Origin of the sequence: Streptomyces sp. NPDC048191 (assembly GCF_040652655.1) — a bacterium.
Classification (GTDB): domain Bacteria; phylum Actinomycetota; class Actinomycetes; order Streptomycetales; family Streptomycetaceae; genus Streptomyces.
In genome coordinates, this window is the sequence record NZ_JBEZMO010000002.1 from 74,242 (window position 1) to 92,275 (window position 18,034).

Genomic DNA, 18,034 nt, shown 5'->3' on the forward strand with positions numbered 1-18,034 from the left:
GCGTTTCCGACGTTTCCGACGTCTCCGTACGAGAGGACCCTTCCCATGGCCGATGCCCCCACCGGCAAGGTGACGTTCGTCGGTGCCGGCCCCGGCGCCGCCGATCTGCTGACGTTCCGCGCGGCGCGCGCGATCGCCGAGGCGGACGTGGTGATCTGGGCGGCGAGCCTGGTCCAGGCGGAGGTCCTCGAGCACGCGCGCGAGGACGCGGAGATCCTGGACTCGGCGACCATGTCCCTGGAGGACGTCGTCGCCGTCTACCACCGCGCCCACGCCGAGGGTCTGCGCGTGGCACGGATCCACTCCGGCGATCCGGCGCTGTGGGGCGGCACGCAGGAGCAGCTGGACCGGTGCGCCGGGATCGGGATCGCGACGGAGGTCGTGCCCGGTGTCTCGTCCTTCTCCGCCGTCGCCGCGCTCGCGCAGCGCGAGCTGACGATTCCCGAGGTCGCGCAGTCCGTGGTGCTGACCCGGCTGGGCGGCGGCAAGACGCCCATGCCGCCCGGTGAGGAGGTGCGCGAGTTCGCCCGGCACGGCACCACCATGGCGATCTTCCTGTCGGCGGCGCGCAGCGGACAGCTGGTGCGCGAGCTGCTGGAGGGCGGTTACCCGACGGACACGCCGGTGGTCATCGCCCACCAGGCGACCTGGCCGGAGGAGCTGGTCGTGAAGTGCACGATCGGCACGCTGGAGGAGACGGTCAAGGAGCACAAGCTCTGGAAGCACACGCTCTTCCTGGTCGGCCCGGCGCTGGACGCGCACGGCACCCGCTCGCACCTGTACCACCCGGGGCACTTCCACGGGTACCGCAAGGCGGATCCGGAGGCCCGGCGGGCCCTGCGCGAACAGCGGGCGAAGAGTTGATCACGGTCGTCGGTACGGGCACGGGGGCGCCGGTCCCGGAGGATCTCCTCGCCGGGGCCGCCCTCGTCGTCGGCGGGCGCCGGCACCTGGACGCCGTACGGCTGCCCGAGGGCGCCGAGCGGGTCGTGCTGGGGCCGCCGGCGCCGGCGCTGGACGTCATCGAGCGGCATCTGGAGAAGGGGAGCCGGGTCGTCGTGCTGGCCTCCGGTGACCCGGGGTTCTTCGGGATCGTGCGGGTGCTGGCGGAGCGGTTCGGGTCGGGGCGGCTGGACGTGCGGCCCGGGGTCTCGTCCGTCGCCGCCGCGTTCGCGCGGGCGGGGCTGACGTGGGACGACGCCGTGGTCGTCAGCGCGCACGGCCGGGAGCTGCGGACGGCGGTCAACGTGTGCCGGGCACGGCCGAAGGTGGCGGTGCTGACGGGGCCGGGCGCCGGTCCGGCGGAACTGGGGGCGGCGCTGGGTGCCGACGCGACGGGGCGTGTCCTCGTCGTCGCCCGCGCCCTCGGCTCCGCGCAGGAGCGCGTGGAGCGGGTCACGCCCGCAGAGGCCGCCGCCCGGGACTGGGGCCCGGACGTCAGCGTGGTGCTGTGCCTCGACGAGACCCGCGCCCCCGGCGGGGTGCGTACGGTCGCGGGAGCGCCGGCCGGGCCCGGCGGATGGGCCCTGGACGAGGGCGAGTTCACCCATCGCGACTCGATGATCACCAAGTTCGAGGTGCGCGCGCTGGCGCTGGCCCGGCTGGGGCCGCGCCTGGGCGACCTGGTGTGGGACGTGGGCGCCGGCTCGGGCTCGGTGGCGGTGGAGTGCGCCCGGCTCGGCGCGGCCGTCGTCGCCGTGGAAAGGGCGGCGGACGGTGTCGAGCGGATCCGTGCCAACGCCGGCGCCCACGGCGTCGACGTGGAGGTGGTGCACGGCTCGGCGCCGGCCGCGCTGGACGGGCTGGACGATCCCGACGCCGTCTTCGTCGGCGGTGGCGGGCGCGAACTGCCCGCCGTCGTCGCCGCGTGCGCGCGCCGCGCCCGGCGGACGGTCGTCGTCGCCATGGCCGCGCTCGACCGGGTGCCGGCTGCGCGTGAGGCGCTCACGGCCGCCGGGCTGACCTGCGACGGGGTGCTGCTGCAGTCCTCGCGCCTGGCGCCGCTGCCGGGGGACGTGACCCGGCTCGCGGCGACCAATCCCGTGTTTCTGCTCTGGGGCGTCAGAACCCCGGCCTCTAGTGAAGGAGATACCCAGTGATCGGCCTGATTTCCGCCACCGCGGCGGGGGCGGTGGCGCGGGACCGGCTGGCCGCGGCCTGGCCGGACCGGACGCGGGTGTACGAGGGTCCCGTCGCGGAGGCGGTACGGGCCGCGTTCACCGAGTGCGGGCAGCTGGTGTGCTTCCTGGCCACGGGCGCGGTGGTACGGCTGCTCGCGCCGCTGCTCGGCGACAAGACGGCCGACCCGGGTGTGGTGTGCGTGGACGAAGGCGGCCGGTTCGCGGTGTCGCTGGTCGGCGGGCACGGCGGGGGCGCGAACGAGCTCGCCCGTGCGGTGGGCGAGGTGCTGGGCGCCGAGCCGGTGGTGACGACCGCCACGGACTCCGTGGGGCTGGCGGGCCTGGACACGCTGGGGCTGCCCTGCGAGGGCTCGGTCGCGACCGTGTCCCGGGCGCTGCTGGACGGCGAACCGGTCGCGCTGGAGGCCGAGTTGGTGTGGCCGCTGCCCGCGCTGCCGGTCTCGGCGCAGGGGGCGTACACCGTCCGGCTCACCGACCGGGCCGCCGAACCCGGCGAGCGGGAGGTGCTGTTGCGTCCCCCGTCCCTGGTGGTCGGGGTCGGCGCGTCCAAGGGGGCGCCGGTGGAGGAGGTCCTCGGGCTGGTCGAGGGGGCGCTGGCGGAGGCGGGCCTCTCGCCGAGGTCCGTGGCCGAGCTCGCCACCGTGGACGCCAAGGCGGAGGAGCCCGGCATCGTCGCGGCCGCCGAGCGGCTGGGGGTGCCGCTGGTGACGTACTCCGCCGAGGAGCTCGCGGCCGTCGAGGTGCCCAACCCGTCCGACGCGCCGCTCGCCGCCGTCGGCACGCCGTCCGTGGCGGAGGCCGCCGCCCTGGTGCGCGGCGGTGAACTCGTGGTACCCAAGAGGAAGTCCACGGCGCAGCCCGCCATGGCGACGTGCGCGGTCGTACGGCGTCCGGGGCGCGGCCGGCTCGCCGTGGTCGGACTGGGACCCGGCGCCCGGGACCTGCTCACCCCGCGCGCGGCGGCCGAGCTGCGCCGGGCCTCGGTGATCGTCGGGCTCGACCAGTACGTCGACCAGATCCGCGACCTGCTCAGGCCCGGCACCCGGGTGCTGGAGTCGGGGCTCGGCGCCGAGGAGGAGCGGGCCCGTACGGCGGTCGCGGAGGCCCGCGAGGGGCACGCCGTGGCGCTGATCGGCAGTGGGGACGCGGGCGTGTACGCCATGGCCTCCCCGGCGCTCGCCGAGGCCTCGGACGACATCGACGTGGTCGGGGTGCCCGGGGTGACGGCCGCGCTGGCCGCGGGGGCGATCCTGGGCGCGCCGCTGGGCCACGACCACGTCTCCATCAGCCTGTCCGACCTGCACACGCCGTGGGAGGTCATCGAGCGGCGGGTGCGCGCGGCGGCCGAGGCGGACATCGTGGTGACCTTCTACAACCCGCGCTCGCGGGGCCGGGACTGGCAGCTGCCCAAGGCGCTCGCGGTCCTCGCCGGGCACCGGGAGCCGACGACGCCCGTGGGTGTCGTCCGCAACGCTTCCCGGCCGGACGAGTCGAGCCGGGTGACCACACTCGCCGGACTGGACCCGGCGACGGTCGACATGATGACGGTCGTGACCGTCGGCAACACCGCGACCCGGATCGTCGGCGGGCGCATGGTGACCCCGCGCGGCTACCGCTGGCAGGAGGGCGACCGGTGAACCGGATCGTGCACCCCATCGAGCAGGAGTCCTTCCGGCGGCTGCGCGCCCGCCTGGACACCTCGCACTTCCCGCCGCTGACCCGGGCGGTGGTGGAACGGGTCATCCACTCCGCCGCCGACCTCGAGTACGCGACCGATCTCGTCACGGACGAGGACGACCTGGTCAAGGCGCACGCCGCGCTGCACGCCGGGGCGCCGGTCGTCGTGGACGTGGAGATGGTCGCGGCCGGCATCACCCGCCGGGAGACCGTCTGCCGGCTCAAGGACGCCGAGTCGGGTCCGGGACTGACCCGTTCGGCCCACGCGATCCGGCTCGCGTACGAGCAGGTCGGTCCCGGCGCCCTGTGGGTGATCGGCTGTGCGCCGACCGCCCTGGAGGAGCTGCTCACCCTGGACGCCTCCCCCGCGCTCGTCATCGGCCTGCCCGTCGGTTTCGTCGGCGCTGCCGAGTCCAAGGCCGCCTTGCGCGCGAGCGGGCTGCCCGCCGTGAGCAACGTGTCCGAGAAGGGCGGGTCGGCGATCGCCGCCGCCGCGCTCAACGCCCTGCTGTACCACCCCGTTTCATCTGAGGAGACCTCGTGACCACCCCGCCCGCCCTGCTGATCGCCGGACACGGCACCCGTGACGACGCCGGAGCCGAGGCGTTCCGCGATTTCGTACGGCAGTTGCAGCTCCGCTCCGACATGCCTGTCGCGGGCGGCTTCATCGAGTTGTCCGCGCCGCCCCTGGGCGAGGTGGTCGCCGGGCTGGTGGCGCGGGGTGTCCGGCGGTTCGCCACCGTGCCGCTGATGCTGGTGTCCGCCGGGCACGCCAAGGGCGACATCCCCGCCGCGCTGGCCCGCGAGAAGGAACGGCACCCGGGCATCTCGTACACCTACGGCCGCCCGCTCGGCCCGCATCCGGCGCTGCTGAGCGTGCTGGAGCGGCGGCTGGACGAGGCGCTGGGGTCCTCCGCGCGGAGCCCCGAGGACCGCGCCGACGTGACGGTGCTGCTGGTGGGCCGCGGTTCGACGGACCCCGACGCCAACGCCGAGGTGTACAAGGCGGCGCGGCTGCTGTGGGAGGGCCGTGGGTACGCCGGGGTGGAGACGGCGTTCGTGTCGCTGGCGGCGCCGGACGTGCCGAGCGGCCTCGACCGGTGCAAGGCGCTGGGGGCACGCAGGATCGTCGTACTCCCCTACTTCCTGTTCACCGGGATCCTGCCGGACCGGGTGCGGCAGCAGACCGAGGGGTGGGCGGCCGCGCACCCGGAGACCGAGGTGCGGTCGGCCGATGTCATCGGGCCCGAGCCGGAGCTGCTGGACCTGGTGACGGAACGGTACGAGGAGGCCGTCAAGGGCGATCTGCGCATGAACTGCGACTCGTGCGTGTACCGCATCGCGCTGCCCGGCTTCGAGGACAAGGTGGGGCTGCCGCAGCAGCCGCACTTCCACCCGGACGACGACGGCCACCACGGCCACGGACACGGGCACCACCATCACGGGGGGCACTCGCACAGCCATGCGCACTGAGGGCACGGGACCGGACCTGCGGCATCACGGGGACGCCGAAGTACGCGACGACGGGGCCGCGTTGACCGACCTCGCCGTCAACGTCCGCGCGGACACACCCCCCGCTTGGCTGCGGGAGGAGATCGCCGCCTCGCTGATGTCCCTCGCGGCCTATCCGGACGGGCGGGCCGCGCGGGCGGCGGTGGCGGCGCGGCACGGGCTGCCGGCGGAGCGGGTGCTGCTGACGGCGGGCGCGGCGGAGGCGTTCGTGCTGCTGGCGCGGGCGCTGAAGGTACGGCGACCGGTCGTGGTGCACCCGCAGTTCACCGAGCCGGAGGCGGCGCTCCGGGACGCCGGGCACACGGTCGAGCGGGTGCTGCTGCGGGAGGCGGACGGGTTCCGGCTGGATCCGGCGGCGGTGCCGGAGGACGCCGACCTGGTGGTGATCGGGAACCCGACCAATCCGACGTCCGTGCTGCATCCGGCGGCGACGATCGGCCGACTCGCCCGTCCCGGGCGGGTGTTGGTCGTCGACGAGGCGTTCATGGACGCGGTGCCCGGTGAACGGGAGGCGCTGGCCGGGCGGCTGGATGTGCCGGGGCTGGTCGTGCTGCGCAGTCTGACCAAGACGTGGGGGCTGGCCGGGCTGCGCATCGGGTACGTGCTGGCTTCCCCGGAGATCATCGGCGAGCTGGAGCGCGCTCAGCCGTTGTGGCCGGTGTCCACGCCCGCGCTGGCGGCCGCCCGGGCGTGTGTGACGCCACGGGCGCTGGCGGAGGCGGGCCATGCGGCGCATCGCATCGCGTCGGACCGGGCGCACCTGGTGACGGGGCTGTCGGAGTTCGCCTCGCGGGGAGTGCGGGTGGTGGGGCCCGCGGAGGGGCCGTTCCTGCTCGTCCGCATGCCGGGCGCCGCCGCCGTACGACACCGGTTGCGTGAGCTCGGTTACGCGGTGCGGCGGGGGGACACGTTTCCGGGGCTCGGTGCGGAGTGGGTGCGGGTGGCGGTGCGGGACCGGGTGACAGCGAACGGTTTCCTGAAGGCACTGTCGGCCGTGCTCACGTGACCGGGGTCCGGCAGGGCCGGGAGGCCGCTCCCGGTCCGGCGTGACGGCCGGGCGGGGAGCGGCGGAAGGGTGGCGTCAGCTCCTGCGGCGCCGGGCCACCGCCACCGCTCCCCCGCCGACCAGCACCAGCGCCAGCGCGCCGCCCGCGATGTAGGGGGTCGCGGAGCTGCCGCCGGTCTCCGCGAGGTCGTCCCGGGCACCCTGCGGCTTCACATCGGCGGCCGGGTCGTGGCTCTGCACCGGACGCCCGGTGGGCGGGACCATCGGGGACTCGCAGGTCGCCTTCGCGAGGGTGACCGTGCCCTCGACGTCGGCCACGTTGAGCTTCAGCGGGTTGACGGACACCTTGAGTTGGAGGGCGGTGGCGGCGGCCGTACGGGTCGTGGTGCTCCGCCGGGACAGGTCGAGGCGCACCTCTCCGACGCCGGGCACCTTGATCTCGGTGGGGCCGCCGGCGGTGAGCGTGACGCGCTTGCCGAGGACCGTGACGGCGCCGAGGACGTTCGCCGAGGCGACCGGGGCCCGGCCGGCCTCGCAGGTCGCCCTGGCGGTGACCGTGCCGACCTCGATCAGGGAGAGCAGGGGCAGGCCGGGGACGTGCAGCCTGGCGTCGACGAGCCGGACCGAGCCCTCGGCGCGCTGCGCCGTCACCGTGGCCTTCGCGGAGGCGACGTCCGCGCCGAGGACCGTGAACGGCTTGCCGCCGGCCACGCCGTCGAGCCGGGCGGACAGCGCGGTTCTGTCGGCGCTCCGCGGTGCCTGGACCTCGTTCAGGGAGACCGCGAGCGGCACGTCGACGGTCTTGTCGAGCAGGGACACGTCGAGCCCGGTGCGCAGGACGACGGCGGAGGCGTGACCGTGGTCGGTGGTCGCGTGCGCGGCGCCCGCGCCCAGGACCGCGGGACCGGCGGCCAGGGCGGTGACCGTCGCGACGGTGGCGAGACGGCGTGCGGGCATGCGGAAGTTGTTGCTGTTCAAGGCGGTGGGACCCCCAGTGGGAACATGCTTGGGACCCGTCAACCTTGTACGCACTGTGGGTGAACGGTCAGTGATCCTGGGTCACTTCACTCAAACGTGGATTTTCCGCACGCCGATTCGAATCACCGGGCACGGGCGTTCCCCCTACTCGACGACGATCCCGTTGAGCACCACCCGGCGCGGAGCCGCGAGCACCCGTACGTCGGCGCGCGGGTCGCCCTCGTAGACCACCAGGTCGGCCGGCGCCCCCTCCTCCAGGCCGGGGCGGCCCAGCCAGGCGCGGGCGCCCCAGCTCGTCGCCGCCACGGCGGCCACGGCGGGGATGCCGGCGGTGACGAGCTCCGCCACCTCGGCCGCGACCAGGCCGTGGGCCAGCGAGCCGCCGGCGTCCGTGCCGACGTAGACCGGGATCCCTGCGTCGTAGGCGCCCCGCACGGTGTCGTAGCGGCGCTCGTGCAGCCGGCGCATGTGCGCGGACCAGCGCGGGAACTTGGAATCGCCGCCGGCCGCGAGCCGCGGGAAGGTGGCGATGTTGACGAGGGTCGGGACGATCGCGACGCCGCGCTCGGCGAAGAGCGGGATCAGCTCGTCGGTCAGGCCGGTCGCGTGCTCGATGCAGTCGATGCCCGCCTCGACCAGGTCGCGCAGGGAGCTCTCGGCGAAGCAGTGCGCGGTGACCCGGGCGCCCAGCCGGTGGGCCTCGGCGATGGCGGCCTCGACCGCCTCGCGCGGCCAGCAGGCGGACAGGTCGCCGAGGTCGCGGTCGATCCAGTCGCCGACCAGCTTGACCCAGCCGTCGCCGCGCCGGGCCTCCTGGGCGACGTACGCGACGAGGTCGTCCGGTTCGATCTCCCAGGCGAAGTTGCGGATGTAGCGGCGGGTGCGGGCGATGTGCCGGCCGGCCCGGATGATCTTCGGGAGGTCCTCCCGGTCGTCGACCCAGCGGGTGTCGGAGGGCGAGCCGGCGTCCCTGATCAGCAGGGCGCCCGCCTCGCGGTCGGTGAGCGCCTGCTTCTCGGCGGTGGCGGCGTCGACCGGGCCGTCCGCGCCGAGGCCCACGTGGCAGTGGGCGTCGACCAGTCCGGGCAGCGCCCAGCCCTCGACGGTGGTGACGTCCCGGGCGCCGGCCGGGCGGTCGTAGGTGACCCGGCCCCCGACCACCCACAGCTCGTCGCGGACGTCCTCGGGTCCGACGAGGACCCTCCCCTTCACGTGCAGCACGGCGCCATCGCTCATGTACCGCACCTTAATGAGCTACTGCTCGGGCCCGCCCACCCGGTCCGGGATCTCCTCCTCGACCTCGGCCATCGCCGGGTCCAGGAGCCGGGACAGGAAGTGGCGGGTGCGCTCGTGCCGCGGGTCGCCGATGACCTGGTCGGGGCTGCCGTCCTCGACGATCACCCCGCCGTCCATGAAGACGACCCGGTCGGCGACCTCGCGGGCGAAGGTCATCTCATGGGTGACGACCATCATCGTCATGCCCTCGGTGGCCAGCATCCGCATGACCGCGAGGACGTCACCGACCAGTTCCGGGTCGAGCGCCGAGGTGGGCTCGTCGAAGAGCATGACCTCCGGGCCCATCGCCAGCGCCCGGGCGATGGCCACGCGCTGCTGCTGGCCGCCGGAGAGGGAGGAGGGGTACGCCTGCGCCTTCTCGGCCAGGCCGACCCGGGCCAGGTTCTCGGCGGCGATCCTGGCGGCCGTCGCCTTGTCCCGCCCCAGCACCCGGCGCTGCGGGAGCGTGAGGTTCTCGGTGACGCTCAGGTGCGGGAACAGGTTGAACTGCTGGAAGACCATGCCGATCCGGCGGCGTACGGCGTCGATGTCGACGTCCGGGTCGGTCAGCTCGGTGCCGCCGACGAACACCTGTCCCTTGCTGGGCTCCTCCAGCAGGTTCACACAGCGCAGCAGGGTGGACTTGCCGGAGCCCGAGGGGCCGATGACGCAGACGACCTCGCCCCGGCCGATCTCCAGGTCGATGCCCTTGAGCACCTGGTTGTCGCCGAAGGACTTGTGCAGGTCCTGGACGCGGATCTCGGGGCGGGTCACTTGATCTCCTCCTGGGCCCTGGCCTCCAGGCGGCGGGCGACGAAGCCGAGCGGGATGGTGACCAGCAGGTAGCACAGGCCCGCGACCAGGATCGGCGTGGAGTTGGCGGTCGTACTGGCCAGGTCCCGGCCGAACTTGGACAGTTCGCGCTCCTCCAGGGTCACGCCGAGCAGCAGCACCAGCGAGGAGTCCTTGAAGAGCATGATCAGCTCGTTGGTGAGCGGCGGGAGGATGATCCGGAACGCCTGCGGGATGACGATGGAGATCATGGCCCTGGCCGGCGAGAAGCCCAGCGAACGGGCCGCCTCCATCTGTCCCTTGGGCACCGCCTGGATGCCGGCGCGGAACGTCTCCGCCATGTAGGCGGCGCCGATGAGACCGAGGCCGAGGGCGCCCTTGCCGTAGGTGCCGCCCGGGATCTCCGTGCCCGGGAAGGCCAGCGGCACGGCCACCGCGATGAAGACGAAGATCAGCAGGGCGGGCAGGCCGCGGAAGACCTCGATGTAGACGCCGGCCAGCCAGCGGTACGGCCCCACGGAGGACAGCCGCATCAGCGCGACGACCAGCCCGAGCGCGAGTCCGAGGACGAAGCCGGAGACCGTGTACAGGACGGTGTTCTTCAGCGCCAGCGTGATGACGTCCGGCCACATCTGCCGGGCGATGCCGCCCTGGGCGAACTGGTTCTGCAGCCGGCCCCAGTCCGCCGTGACCGCGACGGCGATCACGGCGGCGACGAAGACGGCGTACTGGATGCCGCGCGACAGCCGACGCCTCTGACGCCGCGTCAGCCCCTTCTTCTTCGGCTGGAGTCGTACGTCCGTGTCGGTCATGAGGCGGCGGGAGAGGCCACGGAGGCGTTGTAGGGGCCGATCCACTTCTCGTAGATCTTCTTGTAGGTGCCGTCCGCCTTGGCGTCCTTGAGGGCCTTGTTGATCGCCTCGCGCAGCGCCGTGTTGCCCTTCTTGACCGTGAAGCCGTACTGCTCGCCGGTCTTGAGGTTGTCGACGACCTTGAACTTGTCGGCGTTGGCCTTGTCCTTCAGCCACCCCTGGACGACCGGGTAGTCGATGACGACGGCCTGGACCTGGCCGGTGCGCAGGCCGTTGAGGACCGCGTCGGAGGACTCGAAGGAGATCGGGTCGTAGCCCTTGCCCTTGACGTAGTCCTCGCCGGTGGTCTGCGCCTGGGCGCCGAGCTTCTTGCCCTTGGCCTTGACGTCGGCGAGCGAGCCGATGCCGCTGTTCTTGTCGACGAGGACGGCTTGGGTGGCCTCGAAGTACGGGTCGGAGAAGTCGACGTTCTTCTTGCGCTCGGGCGTGATCGTCATGCCGGCGGCGGCCAGGTCGCACTGGCCGGAGTTCAGGAAGGCGCCGGTCTTGAAGTTCTCGAACGGCGTGTCGACGATCTGCTGCTTGACGCCGAGGTTCTTGGCGACGAGGTCGATGAGGGAGACGTCGAAGCCCTGCACCTTGCCGTTGATCTCCGACTGGAACGGCGGGTACGGCAGGTGGGTGCAGGTGGTCAGCTGACCGGCCTTGACGACGTGGACCCCCTTGACGGTGGCACCGCCGCTCCCCCCGTTCCCGTTCGAGGAGCAGCCGGCCACGACGAGGACCAGCCCGGCGGTCGCGGTGGTGGCAGCCAGGAGGCGGGTCCGGCGTCCGAGGAGCGTTTTCATGGGGGGATCTTCTCTGTGGGGGAACTATGGGTTCCGATTATAAGGATGCGTTTGAGTCTCTCAAACCAAACCCATGGTTGCGAGGCCGCTGGACCTAAGATCGAAGGAGTCGATCTCCGTAAGCGAAGAAAGAGCACCGCCGTGACCCACCCCTTTCTCGATCTGCCCCCGCTGAGTGCCGAGCGCTTCGCCGCCATCGAGGACGGGGTCGCCCGGCTGCTGGGCACCCGGCAGGACGTGCTGATCACCCAGGGCGAGGCGCTGCTGCCGCTGGAGGGCGCGATCCGCGCGGCGGCCGGTCCGGGCACGGTCGCCCTGAACGTGATCACGGGACCGTACGGCCAGACCTTCGGCAACTGGCTGCGGGACTGCGGCGCGACCGTGCACGACCTCGCCGTCCCCTTCCACACCGCGGTGACGGCCGCGCAGGTCCGGCAGGCGTTCGCCGAGCACCCGGAGATCGACTTCGTGTCGCTGGTGCACGCGGAGGCGGCGACCGGCAACACCAACCCGGTCGCGGAGATCGGCGAGGCGGTACGGGAGCAGGGCGCCCTCTTCTACCTGGACGCGGTCGCCTCGGTGGGCGCGGAGCCGGTGCTGCCGGACGCGTGGGGTGTGGACCTGTGCGTGATCGGCGCGCAGAAGGCGATGGGCGGCCCGGCGGGCGTGTCGGCGATCTCGGTGAGCGAGCGGGCCTGGGCCCGGATGGCGGCCAACCCGAACGCGCCGCGCCGCTCCTACCTGTCCCTGCTGGACTGGAAGGAGCGCTGGATCGACGCCGGCCGCAAGGCGCTGCCGCACGCTCCGGCCCAGTTGGAGATGCTGGCCCTGGAGGCGTGTCTGGAGCGGATCGAGTCGGTGGGACCGGACGAGGTGATGGCCCGCCACCGTCGCGCCGCGCTGGCGACGAGGGCCGGTGCGGTGTCCCTGGGCGCCGGCCTCGAGCCGTACGTGTACGAGGAGAAGGACGCGGCACCGGTGGCCACGACACTGCGGGTCCCCTCCGGCGTGGTGGCGTCGGACCTGGTGGCCCGTGCGCTGGCGAGCGACCCCGCGCTGCCGCTGGCCGCGGGCGGGGGCGCGCTGGCCAGGGAGATGGTCCGGGTCAACCACTACGGGGCGGATGCCACGCCGGAGACCGTGCAGAGGTGCCTGGCGGCGCTCGGGGCGGCGCTCGGCGCCCGGCACTAGGCGCCGGGGGCTCGGCCCCCGGGCCCCCGGTCGCGCACGCCTCGTTGTCAGTCGTACGTGCCATGCGCCCCGCATGACCAACAACACGTCCCGGACTCCACAGACCCTCCCCGACGGCCGGCCCGTCCCCCCAATGACCGGGTCCGAGCGCGCCCTGCTGGAGGGCTGGCTGGACTTTCACCGGGCCACTCTGGAGCTGAAGTGCCGGGGGCTGGACGACGCCCAGGTGCGGCGCGCCGCGGCGGAGCCGTCGTCGCTGACCCTGCTGGGCCTCGTGCAGCACCTCGCCGAGGTCGAACGGAACTGGTTCCAGCGGGTGCTGGCAGGGCTGGACGTGCCACCGGTGTTCGAGGAGGAGACGGGGTACGCCCTCGATCCGCGGCGGGGGCTGCAGGACGCGCTGGACGTGTGGCGGCGGGAGATCGCGCGCGGCCGGGAGCTGCTGGCCGCACGGGATCTGGAGGACACCGGGCACATCGTCGACGAGCCGATGTCCGGCCTGGCGGTCAGTGTGCGCTGGGTGCTGATCCACCTCATCGAGGAGTACGCCCGGCACAACGGACACGCCGACATTCTGCGTGAACGAATCGACGGGGTCACCGGCGCTTGAATTCAATTTAGTTTCACAATTCCCGCCAATTTCCATGGTGGCAGCTTCCCATCTTCTTCTTCCCGCTTTTTGCAAGACTAAACGGGGAAGTTTCCTGGCGGTTTTCTGACGGTTTCCGCGCTGTGACATACTCCACAGCGCGGTAGCTTTGTCCCGATTTGATGCGGGTTAATTCGGACATTTCACCGGTGCCTCTGTGCGGCACGGCGACGTCGGCCGTGCATTTCCTAATTCGCCTCGCTAAATTCGTGCCGCATGACTGCCGCACCCGCAGACCTGCTCATCGACCAGCCGGCGGTGACCGACGGAGCCGCGCTCTGGCGTCTCGCCAAGGACTCGAAAACCCTCGACCTGAACTCCTCGTACAGCTATCTGCTGTGGTGCCGGGACTTCGCCGGCACCTCGGCGGTGGCGCGCGGTGCGGACGGGGAGCCGGTCGGTTTCGTCACCGGCTACGTGCGGCCCGAGCGTCCCCGCACCCTGCTCGTCTGGCAGGTGGCCGTCGACTCCGCCCACCGGGGTCTCGGCATCGCCGCCGCCCTGCTGGACGGGTTGACCGCGCGCCTCGCCACCGAGCGGGGCATCACCGGCGTGGAGACGACCATCACCCCCGGCAACACCGCCTCCGAGCGGCTGTTCACCTCGTTCGCCGCCCGGCACGGGGCGAGCCTGGAGCGTGAGGTGCTGTTCCCCGCCGAGCTGTTCCCGGACGGTCCGCACGATCCCGAAGTCCTGTACCGCATCGGCCCGTTGACCGACGTCACCCCCCACTGAAGCCCCCTGAGGAGCGATTCACCGTGACCATCACCCAGCCCGACCTCAGTGTCTTCGAGACCCTCGAGTCCGAGGTGCGCAGCTACTGCCGCGGCTGGCCCACGGTCTTCGACCGCGCGCAGGGCAGCCGGATGTACGACGAGGACGGTCATGCGTACCTCGACTTCTTCGCCGGTGCCGGCTCACTCAATTACGGCCACAACAACCCCGTACTCAAACGGGCGTTGATCGACTATCTGTCCCGGGACGGTGTGACCCACGGGCTGGACATGTCGACCACGGCCAAGCGGTCCTTCCTGCAGACCTTCCAGGACCTGGTGCTGCGTCCGCGCGACCTGCCGTACAAGGTCATGTTCCCGGGGCCGACGGGCACCAACGCCGTGGAGTCGGCGCTGAAGCTCGCCCGGAAGGTGAAGGGGCGGGAGGCGATCGTGTCGTTCACGAACGCCTTCCACGGCATGTCGCTGGGCTCGCTCGCCGTGACCGGCAACGCCTTCAAGCGGGCCGGCGCCGGGATCCCGCTGGTGCACGGCACCCCGATGCCGTTCGACAACTACTTCGACGGCACGGTCCCGGACTTCCTGTGGTTCGAGCGGCTCCTGGAGGACCAGGGCTCCGGCCTCAACAAGCCCGCCGCGGTGATCGTGGAGACCGTGCAGGGCGAGGGCGGCATCAACGTCGCCCGGCCCGAGTGGCTGCGCGCGCTGAAGGAGCTGTGCGAGCGGCAGGACATGCTGCTGATCGTCGACGACATCCAGATGGGCTGCGGGCGGACGGGTGCCTTCTTCTCGTTCGAGGAGGCCGGGATCACACCCGACATCGTCACCGTCTCCAAGTCGATCAGCGGCTACGGGCTGCCGATGTCGCTGTGCCTGTTCAAGCCGGAGCTGGACGTCTGGGAGCCGGGCGAGCACAACGGCACCTTCCGCGGCAACAACCCCGCGTTCGTCACCGCCACGGCGGCCCTGGAGGCGTACTGGACCGACGGCTCGGCCATGGAGAAGCAGACCCGCGCCCGTGGTGAGCAGGTCGAGCAGGCGCTGATCGCCATCACCGAGGAGAACCTCGCCGATGTGAAGGAGTACCGCGGGCGCGGCCTGGTGTGGGGCATGGAGTTCCACGACAAGGACCGGGCCTCGCGGATCGCGCGGCGGGCCTTCGAACTCGGGCTGCTCATCGAGACGTCCGGCCCCGAGGGCGAGGTCGTCAAACTGCTGCCCGCCCTCACCGTCACCCCCGACGAGCTGGACGAGGGCCTGAGCGTCCTCGCCCGTGCCGTCCGGGAAACCGTCTGACCGAACCTCTGACCAACCGAGAGAGAACACCACCGTGATCGTCCGATCGTTCAAGGACATCGAAGGCACCGACCGGCACGTGAAGTCGAAGTCCGGTACCTGGGAGAGCAAGCGGATCGTCCTCGCCAAGGAGCGGGTCGGCTTCTCCGTGCACGAGACCATCCTGTACGCCGGCACCGAGACGCACATGTGGTACGCCAACCACATCGAGGCCGTCGTCTGCACCCGGGGTGAGGCCGAACTGACCGACCGCGAGACCGGGCAGACGTACACCATCACGCCCGGCACCATGTACCTCCTGAACGGGCACGAGCGGCACACGCTGCGCGTCAAGGAGGACTTCCACTGCATCTGCGTGTTCAACCCGCCGGTGACCGGACGGGAGGACCACGACGAGAACGGTGTCTACCCGCTGCTCACCGAGCCCGAGGAGGTGTGAGAACCCATGACCACTGCCAGCGTCACCGATCTCTACCCGACCCGCGGCACCACCGAGGTGACCGTGCCGCGCCAGGACCCGGTCGTCTGGGGTGCCCCGGACACCCCGGGCCCGATCCCCGCGGCCGATCTGCAGGCGTACGAGCGTGACGGCTTCCTCGCCATCGACCAGCTGATCACCCCGGACGAGGTGGAGGTCTACCGGGGCGAGCTGGACCGGCTGGTCACCGACCCGGCGATCCGCGCCGACGAGCGCTCCATCGTCGAGCCGAAGTCGAAGGAGATCCGCTCGGTCTTCGAGGTGCACCGGATCAGCGAGGTGTTCGCGAACCTGGTGCGCGATCCGCGCGTGGTCGGCCGGGCCCGGCAGATCCTCGGCTCGGACGTGTACGTCCACCAGTCCCGGATCAACGTCAAGCCCGGCTTCGGCGCGAGCGGCTTCTACTGGCACTCGGACTTCGAGACCTGGCACGCCGAGGACGGTCTGCCGAACATGCGCACGGTGTCCGTCTCGATCGCGCTGACCGAGAACTTCGACACCAACGGCGGCCTGATGATCATGCCGGGCTCGCACAGGACGTTCCTGGGCTGCGCCGGCGCCACGCCCAAGGACAACTACAAGAAGTCGCTGCAGATGCAGGACGCGGGCACGCCCTCGGACGAGGCGCTGACCTCGCTGGCGGGCGAGCACGGCATCCGGCTGTTCACCGGCAGGGCCGGCTCGGCGACCTGGTTCGACTGCAACTGCATGCACGGCTCGGGCGACAACATCACGCCGTTCCCGCGCAGCAACGTCTTCATCGTGTTCAACAGCGTGGAGAACACGGCGGTGGAGCCGTTCTCGGCGCCGATCCGGCGCCCCGAGTTCATCGGGGCGCGGGACTTCACTCCCGTCCGCTGAACCCCCGGTCCGCCGAACCCCCGATGTGCCGCAGGGGCCTCCACCGCCGTGGTGGAGGCCCCTGGCGTGGGTCACAGGGCGGGATAGTCGGTGTATCCCTCGGCACCGCCGCCGTAGAAGGTCGCGGGGTCGGCCGCGTTGAATGGGCCGCCCGTCCGCAGGCGGGCCGGCAGATCGGGGTTGGCGAGGAACAGCCGGCCGTAGGCGATCACATCGGCGGTGCCGTCCTCGATCAGGTCCAGCGCGTCCGGTCCGGTCGGCCCCTCGGTGGCCGGGTTGAGCACGAACACCCCGCTGAACCGCTTGCGCAGGGCCGCGGTCGTCTCCCGGGTGCCCGGTACCGCCTCCATCACGTGCAGATAGGCCAGTCCCAGCGGTTCCAGTGCGTCGGCCAGCGCGAGGTACGTCGGCTCCGGCTCCGGTTCCTCGATGCCGTTGAACGGGTTGCCCGGGGACAGGCGCAGGGCGGTGCGCCCGGCGCCGATGGCCTCGGCGACGGCCTCGACGGCCGCCACCGCGAAGCGGATACGGCCCTCCACCGGGCCGCCCCACTCGTCGGTGCGCCGGTTGCTGCCGGGTGCCAGGAACTGGTGGATCAGGTAGCCGTTGGCGCCGTGGAGTTCGACTCCGTCGAAGCCGGCCTCGACGGCACCCCGGGCGGCGTCGGCGTAGTCGGCGATCGTGTCCCGGATCTCCTGGTCCGTCAGTTCGCGGGGCGTGACGAAGTCCTTCGGCCCCTCGTGGGTGTAGACCTGGCCGGCGGCCGCCACCGCCGAGGGGGCGACGTTGACCAGGCCCTCGGGCAGCAGGTCGGGGTGGCCGATCCGGCCGGTGTGCATGAGCTGGGCGAAGATCCGGCCCCCGGCCGCGTGCACGGCGTCGGTGACGGCTCGCCAGGCGGCGACCTGCCCGGGTGTGTGCAGCCCCGGGGTGTCCGGGTAGCCCTGGCCCACCGCCGAGGGCTGGATGCCCTCGGTGACGATCAGGCCCGCGGAGGCGCGCTGGGCGTAGTACTCGGCGGTGAGGCCGGTGGGCAGACCGCCCGCCGCGGCACGGCTGCGGGTCATCGGGGCCATGACGATGCGGTTGGCCAGCCGGAGGCCGGGCAGGTCGATCGGGTCGAAGGCAGTGGTCATGGGGGCTCCCACAGGTCCGTTTAGTTGGTCGGCCAAGTAAAGCGGCCGGCTTCACTGTACTCCAATCATTGGCCGACCAAGTAAATTCCCGTGAGTAGGCTGCGACGACGATCGGCGTGCAGTGGGAAGAGGTGCGGGAGCAAGCGATGGACGCCACCAGGGAACCCGCGGACGCGGCCGGGCACGGCTGCGCCCTGCCCGCCGCCGCCCGGGGCGGCCCGGTCAGCCATGCGCTGAGCCGGGTGGCACGGCTGCACCGCACCGCCGCCGGCGCACTGCTGCGCGAGCTCGGGCTCTACCCGGGCCAGGAGCTGGTGATGATGTCCCTGTGGGAGAGCGGACCGGCCCGGCAGTCGGACCTGATCCGGATGCTCGGCCTGGACCCGTCCACGGTGACGAAGATGCTCCAGCGGCTGGAGCAGGCCGGGCACGTACGGCGGCTGCCGGACCCGGCGGACCGGCGTGCGGTACTGGTGGAGGCGACGGAGTCCGGCACCCGGCTGCTGACCGAGGTGGAGCGGGCGTGGGGCGCGCTGGAGGACCGGAGCCTCGCCGGGCTGGCCCCGGCCGAGCGCGAGCAGCTGCTGACGCTGCTCGGCCGGGTCGAGGCCAACCTGTGCGAGCGGGGTGCGGAGCGGGGCTGACCGG

General features: G+C 72.3%; 19 protein-coding genes. 13 read left to right on the forward strand and 6 right to left on the reverse strand.

What is annotated here, in order from left to right:
• The first annotated feature begins 45 nt into the window (after nucleotides 1-45).
• Genes cobM through cobC form a run of 6 tightly spaced genes read left to right on the forward strand, consistent with a single transcriptional unit; the run spans nucleotide 46 to nucleotide 6,336 of the window.
• On the forward strand, nucleotides 46-864 hold the full coding sequence (cobM, locus tag AB0D93_RS03330; RefSeq protein WP_362112126.1) for a precorrin-4 C(11)-methyltransferase: 819 nt from the start codon (nucleotides 46-48) through the stop codon (nucleotides 862-864).
• Nucleotides 861-2,099, forward strand: coding sequence for a precorrin-6y C5,15-methyltransferase (decarboxylating) subunit CbiE (gene cbiE, locus AB0D93_RS03335; protein WP_362112129.1), 1,239 nt, complete (start codon nucleotides 861-863; stop codon nucleotides 2,097-2,099). Before cobM ends, cbiE begins: the two co-directional genes overlap by 4 nt.
• A complete protein-coding gene (cobJ, locus tag AB0D93_RS03340; protein ID WP_362112132.1) occupies nucleotides 2,096-3,778 on the forward strand; it encodes a precorrin-3B C(17)-methyltransferase in 1,683 nt (560 codons plus the stop codon). Before cbiE ends, cobJ begins: the two co-directional genes overlap by 4 nt.
• Nucleotides 3,775-4,362 (forward strand): precorrin-8X methylmutase, encoded by a 588-nt coding sequence (locus AB0D93_RS03345; RefSeq protein ID WP_362112135.1) that lies wholly within the window; start codon nucleotides 3,775-3,777, stop codon nucleotides 4,360-4,362. Before cobJ ends, AB0D93_RS03345 begins: the two co-directional genes overlap by 4 nt.
• Complete coding sequence (locus AB0D93_RS03350) at nucleotides 4,359-5,291, forward strand: sirohydrochlorin chelatase (protein WP_362112138.1); 933 nt, start codon at nucleotides 4,359-4,361, stop codon at nucleotides 5,289-5,291. The genes AB0D93_RS03345 and AB0D93_RS03350 overlap by 4 nt, the downstream gene beginning before the upstream one ends.
• Nucleotides 5,281-6,336: an Rv2231c family pyridoxal phosphate-dependent protein CobC gene (gene cobC, locus AB0D93_RS03355; protein ID WP_362112141.1), complete on the forward strand. Its 1,056-nt coding sequence runs from the start codon at nucleotides 5,281-5,283 to the stop codon at nucleotides 6,334-6,336. Before AB0D93_RS03350 ends, cobC begins: the two co-directional genes overlap by 11 nt.
• A 75-nt stretch (nucleotides 6,337-6,411) precedes the next feature.
• Here cobC and AB0D93_RS03360 read toward each other — a convergent pair whose 3' ends face one another.
• The 5 genes from AB0D93_RS03360 to AB0D93_RS03380 all read right to left on the reverse strand — a co-directional run bounded on the left by AB0D93_RS03360 (nucleotide 6,412) and on the right by AB0D93_RS03380 (nucleotide 11,041).
• On the reverse strand, nucleotides 6,412-7,314 hold the full coding sequence (locus tag AB0D93_RS03360; RefSeq protein WP_362112144.1) for an SCO1860 family LAETG-anchored protein: 903 nt from the start codon (nucleotides 7,312-7,314) through the stop codon (nucleotides 6,412-6,414).
• Between the two features lie 144 nt (nucleotides 7,315-7,458).
• A complete protein-coding gene (locus tag AB0D93_RS03365; RefSeq protein WP_362112147.1) occupies nucleotides 7,459-8,550 on the reverse strand; it encodes an amidohydrolase family protein in 1,092 nt (363 codons plus the stop codon).
• An 18-nt stretch (nucleotides 8,551-8,568) separates the two neighbouring features.
• Complete coding sequence (locus AB0D93_RS03370) at nucleotides 8,569-9,363, reverse strand: amino acid ABC transporter ATP-binding protein (protein ID WP_362112150.1); 795 nt, start codon at nucleotides 9,361-9,363, stop codon at nucleotides 8,569-8,571.
• Nucleotides 9,360-10,193, reverse strand: coding sequence for an amino acid ABC transporter permease (locus tag AB0D93_RS03375; protein ID WP_362112153.1), 834 nt, complete (start codon nucleotides 10,191-10,193; stop codon nucleotides 9,360-9,362). Before AB0D93_RS03375 ends, AB0D93_RS03370 begins: the two co-directional genes overlap by 4 nt.
• Nucleotides 10,190-11,041 (reverse strand): basic amino acid ABC transporter substrate-binding protein, encoded by an 852-nt coding sequence (locus AB0D93_RS03380; protein ID WP_362112156.1) that lies wholly within the window; start codon nucleotides 11,039-11,041, stop codon nucleotides 10,190-10,192. Before AB0D93_RS03380 ends, AB0D93_RS03375 begins: the two co-directional genes overlap by 4 nt.
• A 141-nt stretch (nucleotides 11,042-11,182) precedes the next feature.
• Between AB0D93_RS03380 and AB0D93_RS03385 the strand changes: the two genes are divergently transcribed.
• From AB0D93_RS03385 to thpD, 6 genes are all read left to right on the forward strand, one after another.
• On the forward strand, nucleotides 11,183-12,232 hold the full coding sequence (locus AB0D93_RS03385; RefSeq protein ID WP_362112159.1) for an aminotransferase class V-fold PLP-dependent enzyme: 1,050 nt from the start codon (nucleotides 11,183-11,185) through the stop codon (nucleotides 12,230-12,232).
• Nucleotides 12,233-12,305: 73 nt separating this feature from the next.
• Nucleotides 12,306-12,842 carry a DinB family protein gene (locus AB0D93_RS03390; RefSeq protein WP_362112162.1) on the forward strand — a complete coding sequence of 179 codons (537 nt, stop codon included), beginning with the start codon at nucleotides 12,306-12,308 and terminating at the stop codon, nucleotides 12,840-12,842.
• A gap of 255 nt (nucleotides 12,843-13,097) precedes the next feature.
• Nucleotides 13,098-13,616 carry a diaminobutyrate acetyltransferase gene (ectA, locus tag AB0D93_RS03395; protein ID WP_362112165.1) on the forward strand — a complete coding sequence of 173 codons (519 nt, stop codon included), beginning with the start codon at nucleotides 13,098-13,100 and terminating at the stop codon, nucleotides 13,614-13,616.
• Between the two features lie 23 nt (nucleotides 13,617-13,639).
• Nucleotides 13,640-14,911, forward strand: coding sequence for a diaminobutyrate--2-oxoglutarate transaminase (gene ectB / locus AB0D93_RS03400; protein ID WP_362112168.1), 1,272 nt, complete (start codon nucleotides 13,640-13,642; stop codon nucleotides 14,909-14,911).
• Between the two features lie 34 nt (nucleotides 14,912-14,945).
• On the forward strand, nucleotides 14,946-15,350 hold the full coding sequence (locus tag AB0D93_RS03405) for an ectoine synthase (RefSeq protein ID WP_362112171.1): 405 nt from the start codon (nucleotides 14,946-14,948) through the stop codon (nucleotides 15,348-15,350).
• A gap of 6 nt (nucleotides 15,351-15,356) precedes the next feature.
• Nucleotides 15,357-16,250: an ectoine hydroxylase gene (gene thpD, locus AB0D93_RS03410; RefSeq protein ID WP_362112174.1), complete on the forward strand. Its 894-nt coding sequence runs from the start codon at nucleotides 15,357-15,359 to the stop codon at nucleotides 16,248-16,250.
• 71 nt (nucleotides 16,251-16,321) lie between these two features.
• On the opposite strand, the gene AB0D93_RS03415 is transcribed toward thpD, so the two are convergent.
• On the reverse strand, nucleotides 16,322-17,386 hold the full coding sequence (locus tag AB0D93_RS03415) for an alkene reductase (protein ID WP_362112177.1): 1,065 nt from the start codon (nucleotides 17,384-17,386) through the stop codon (nucleotides 16,322-16,324).
• 146 nt (nucleotides 17,387-17,532) lie between these two features.
• Here AB0D93_RS03415 and AB0D93_RS03420 point away from each other — a divergent pair, with 146 nt between their 5' ends.
• Complete coding sequence (locus tag AB0D93_RS03420) at nucleotides 17,533-18,030, forward strand: MarR family transcriptional regulator (protein WP_362112180.1); 498 nt, start codon at nucleotides 17,533-17,535, stop codon at nucleotides 18,028-18,030.
• The last annotated feature ends 4 nt before the right edge of the window (nucleotides 18,031-18,034 follow it).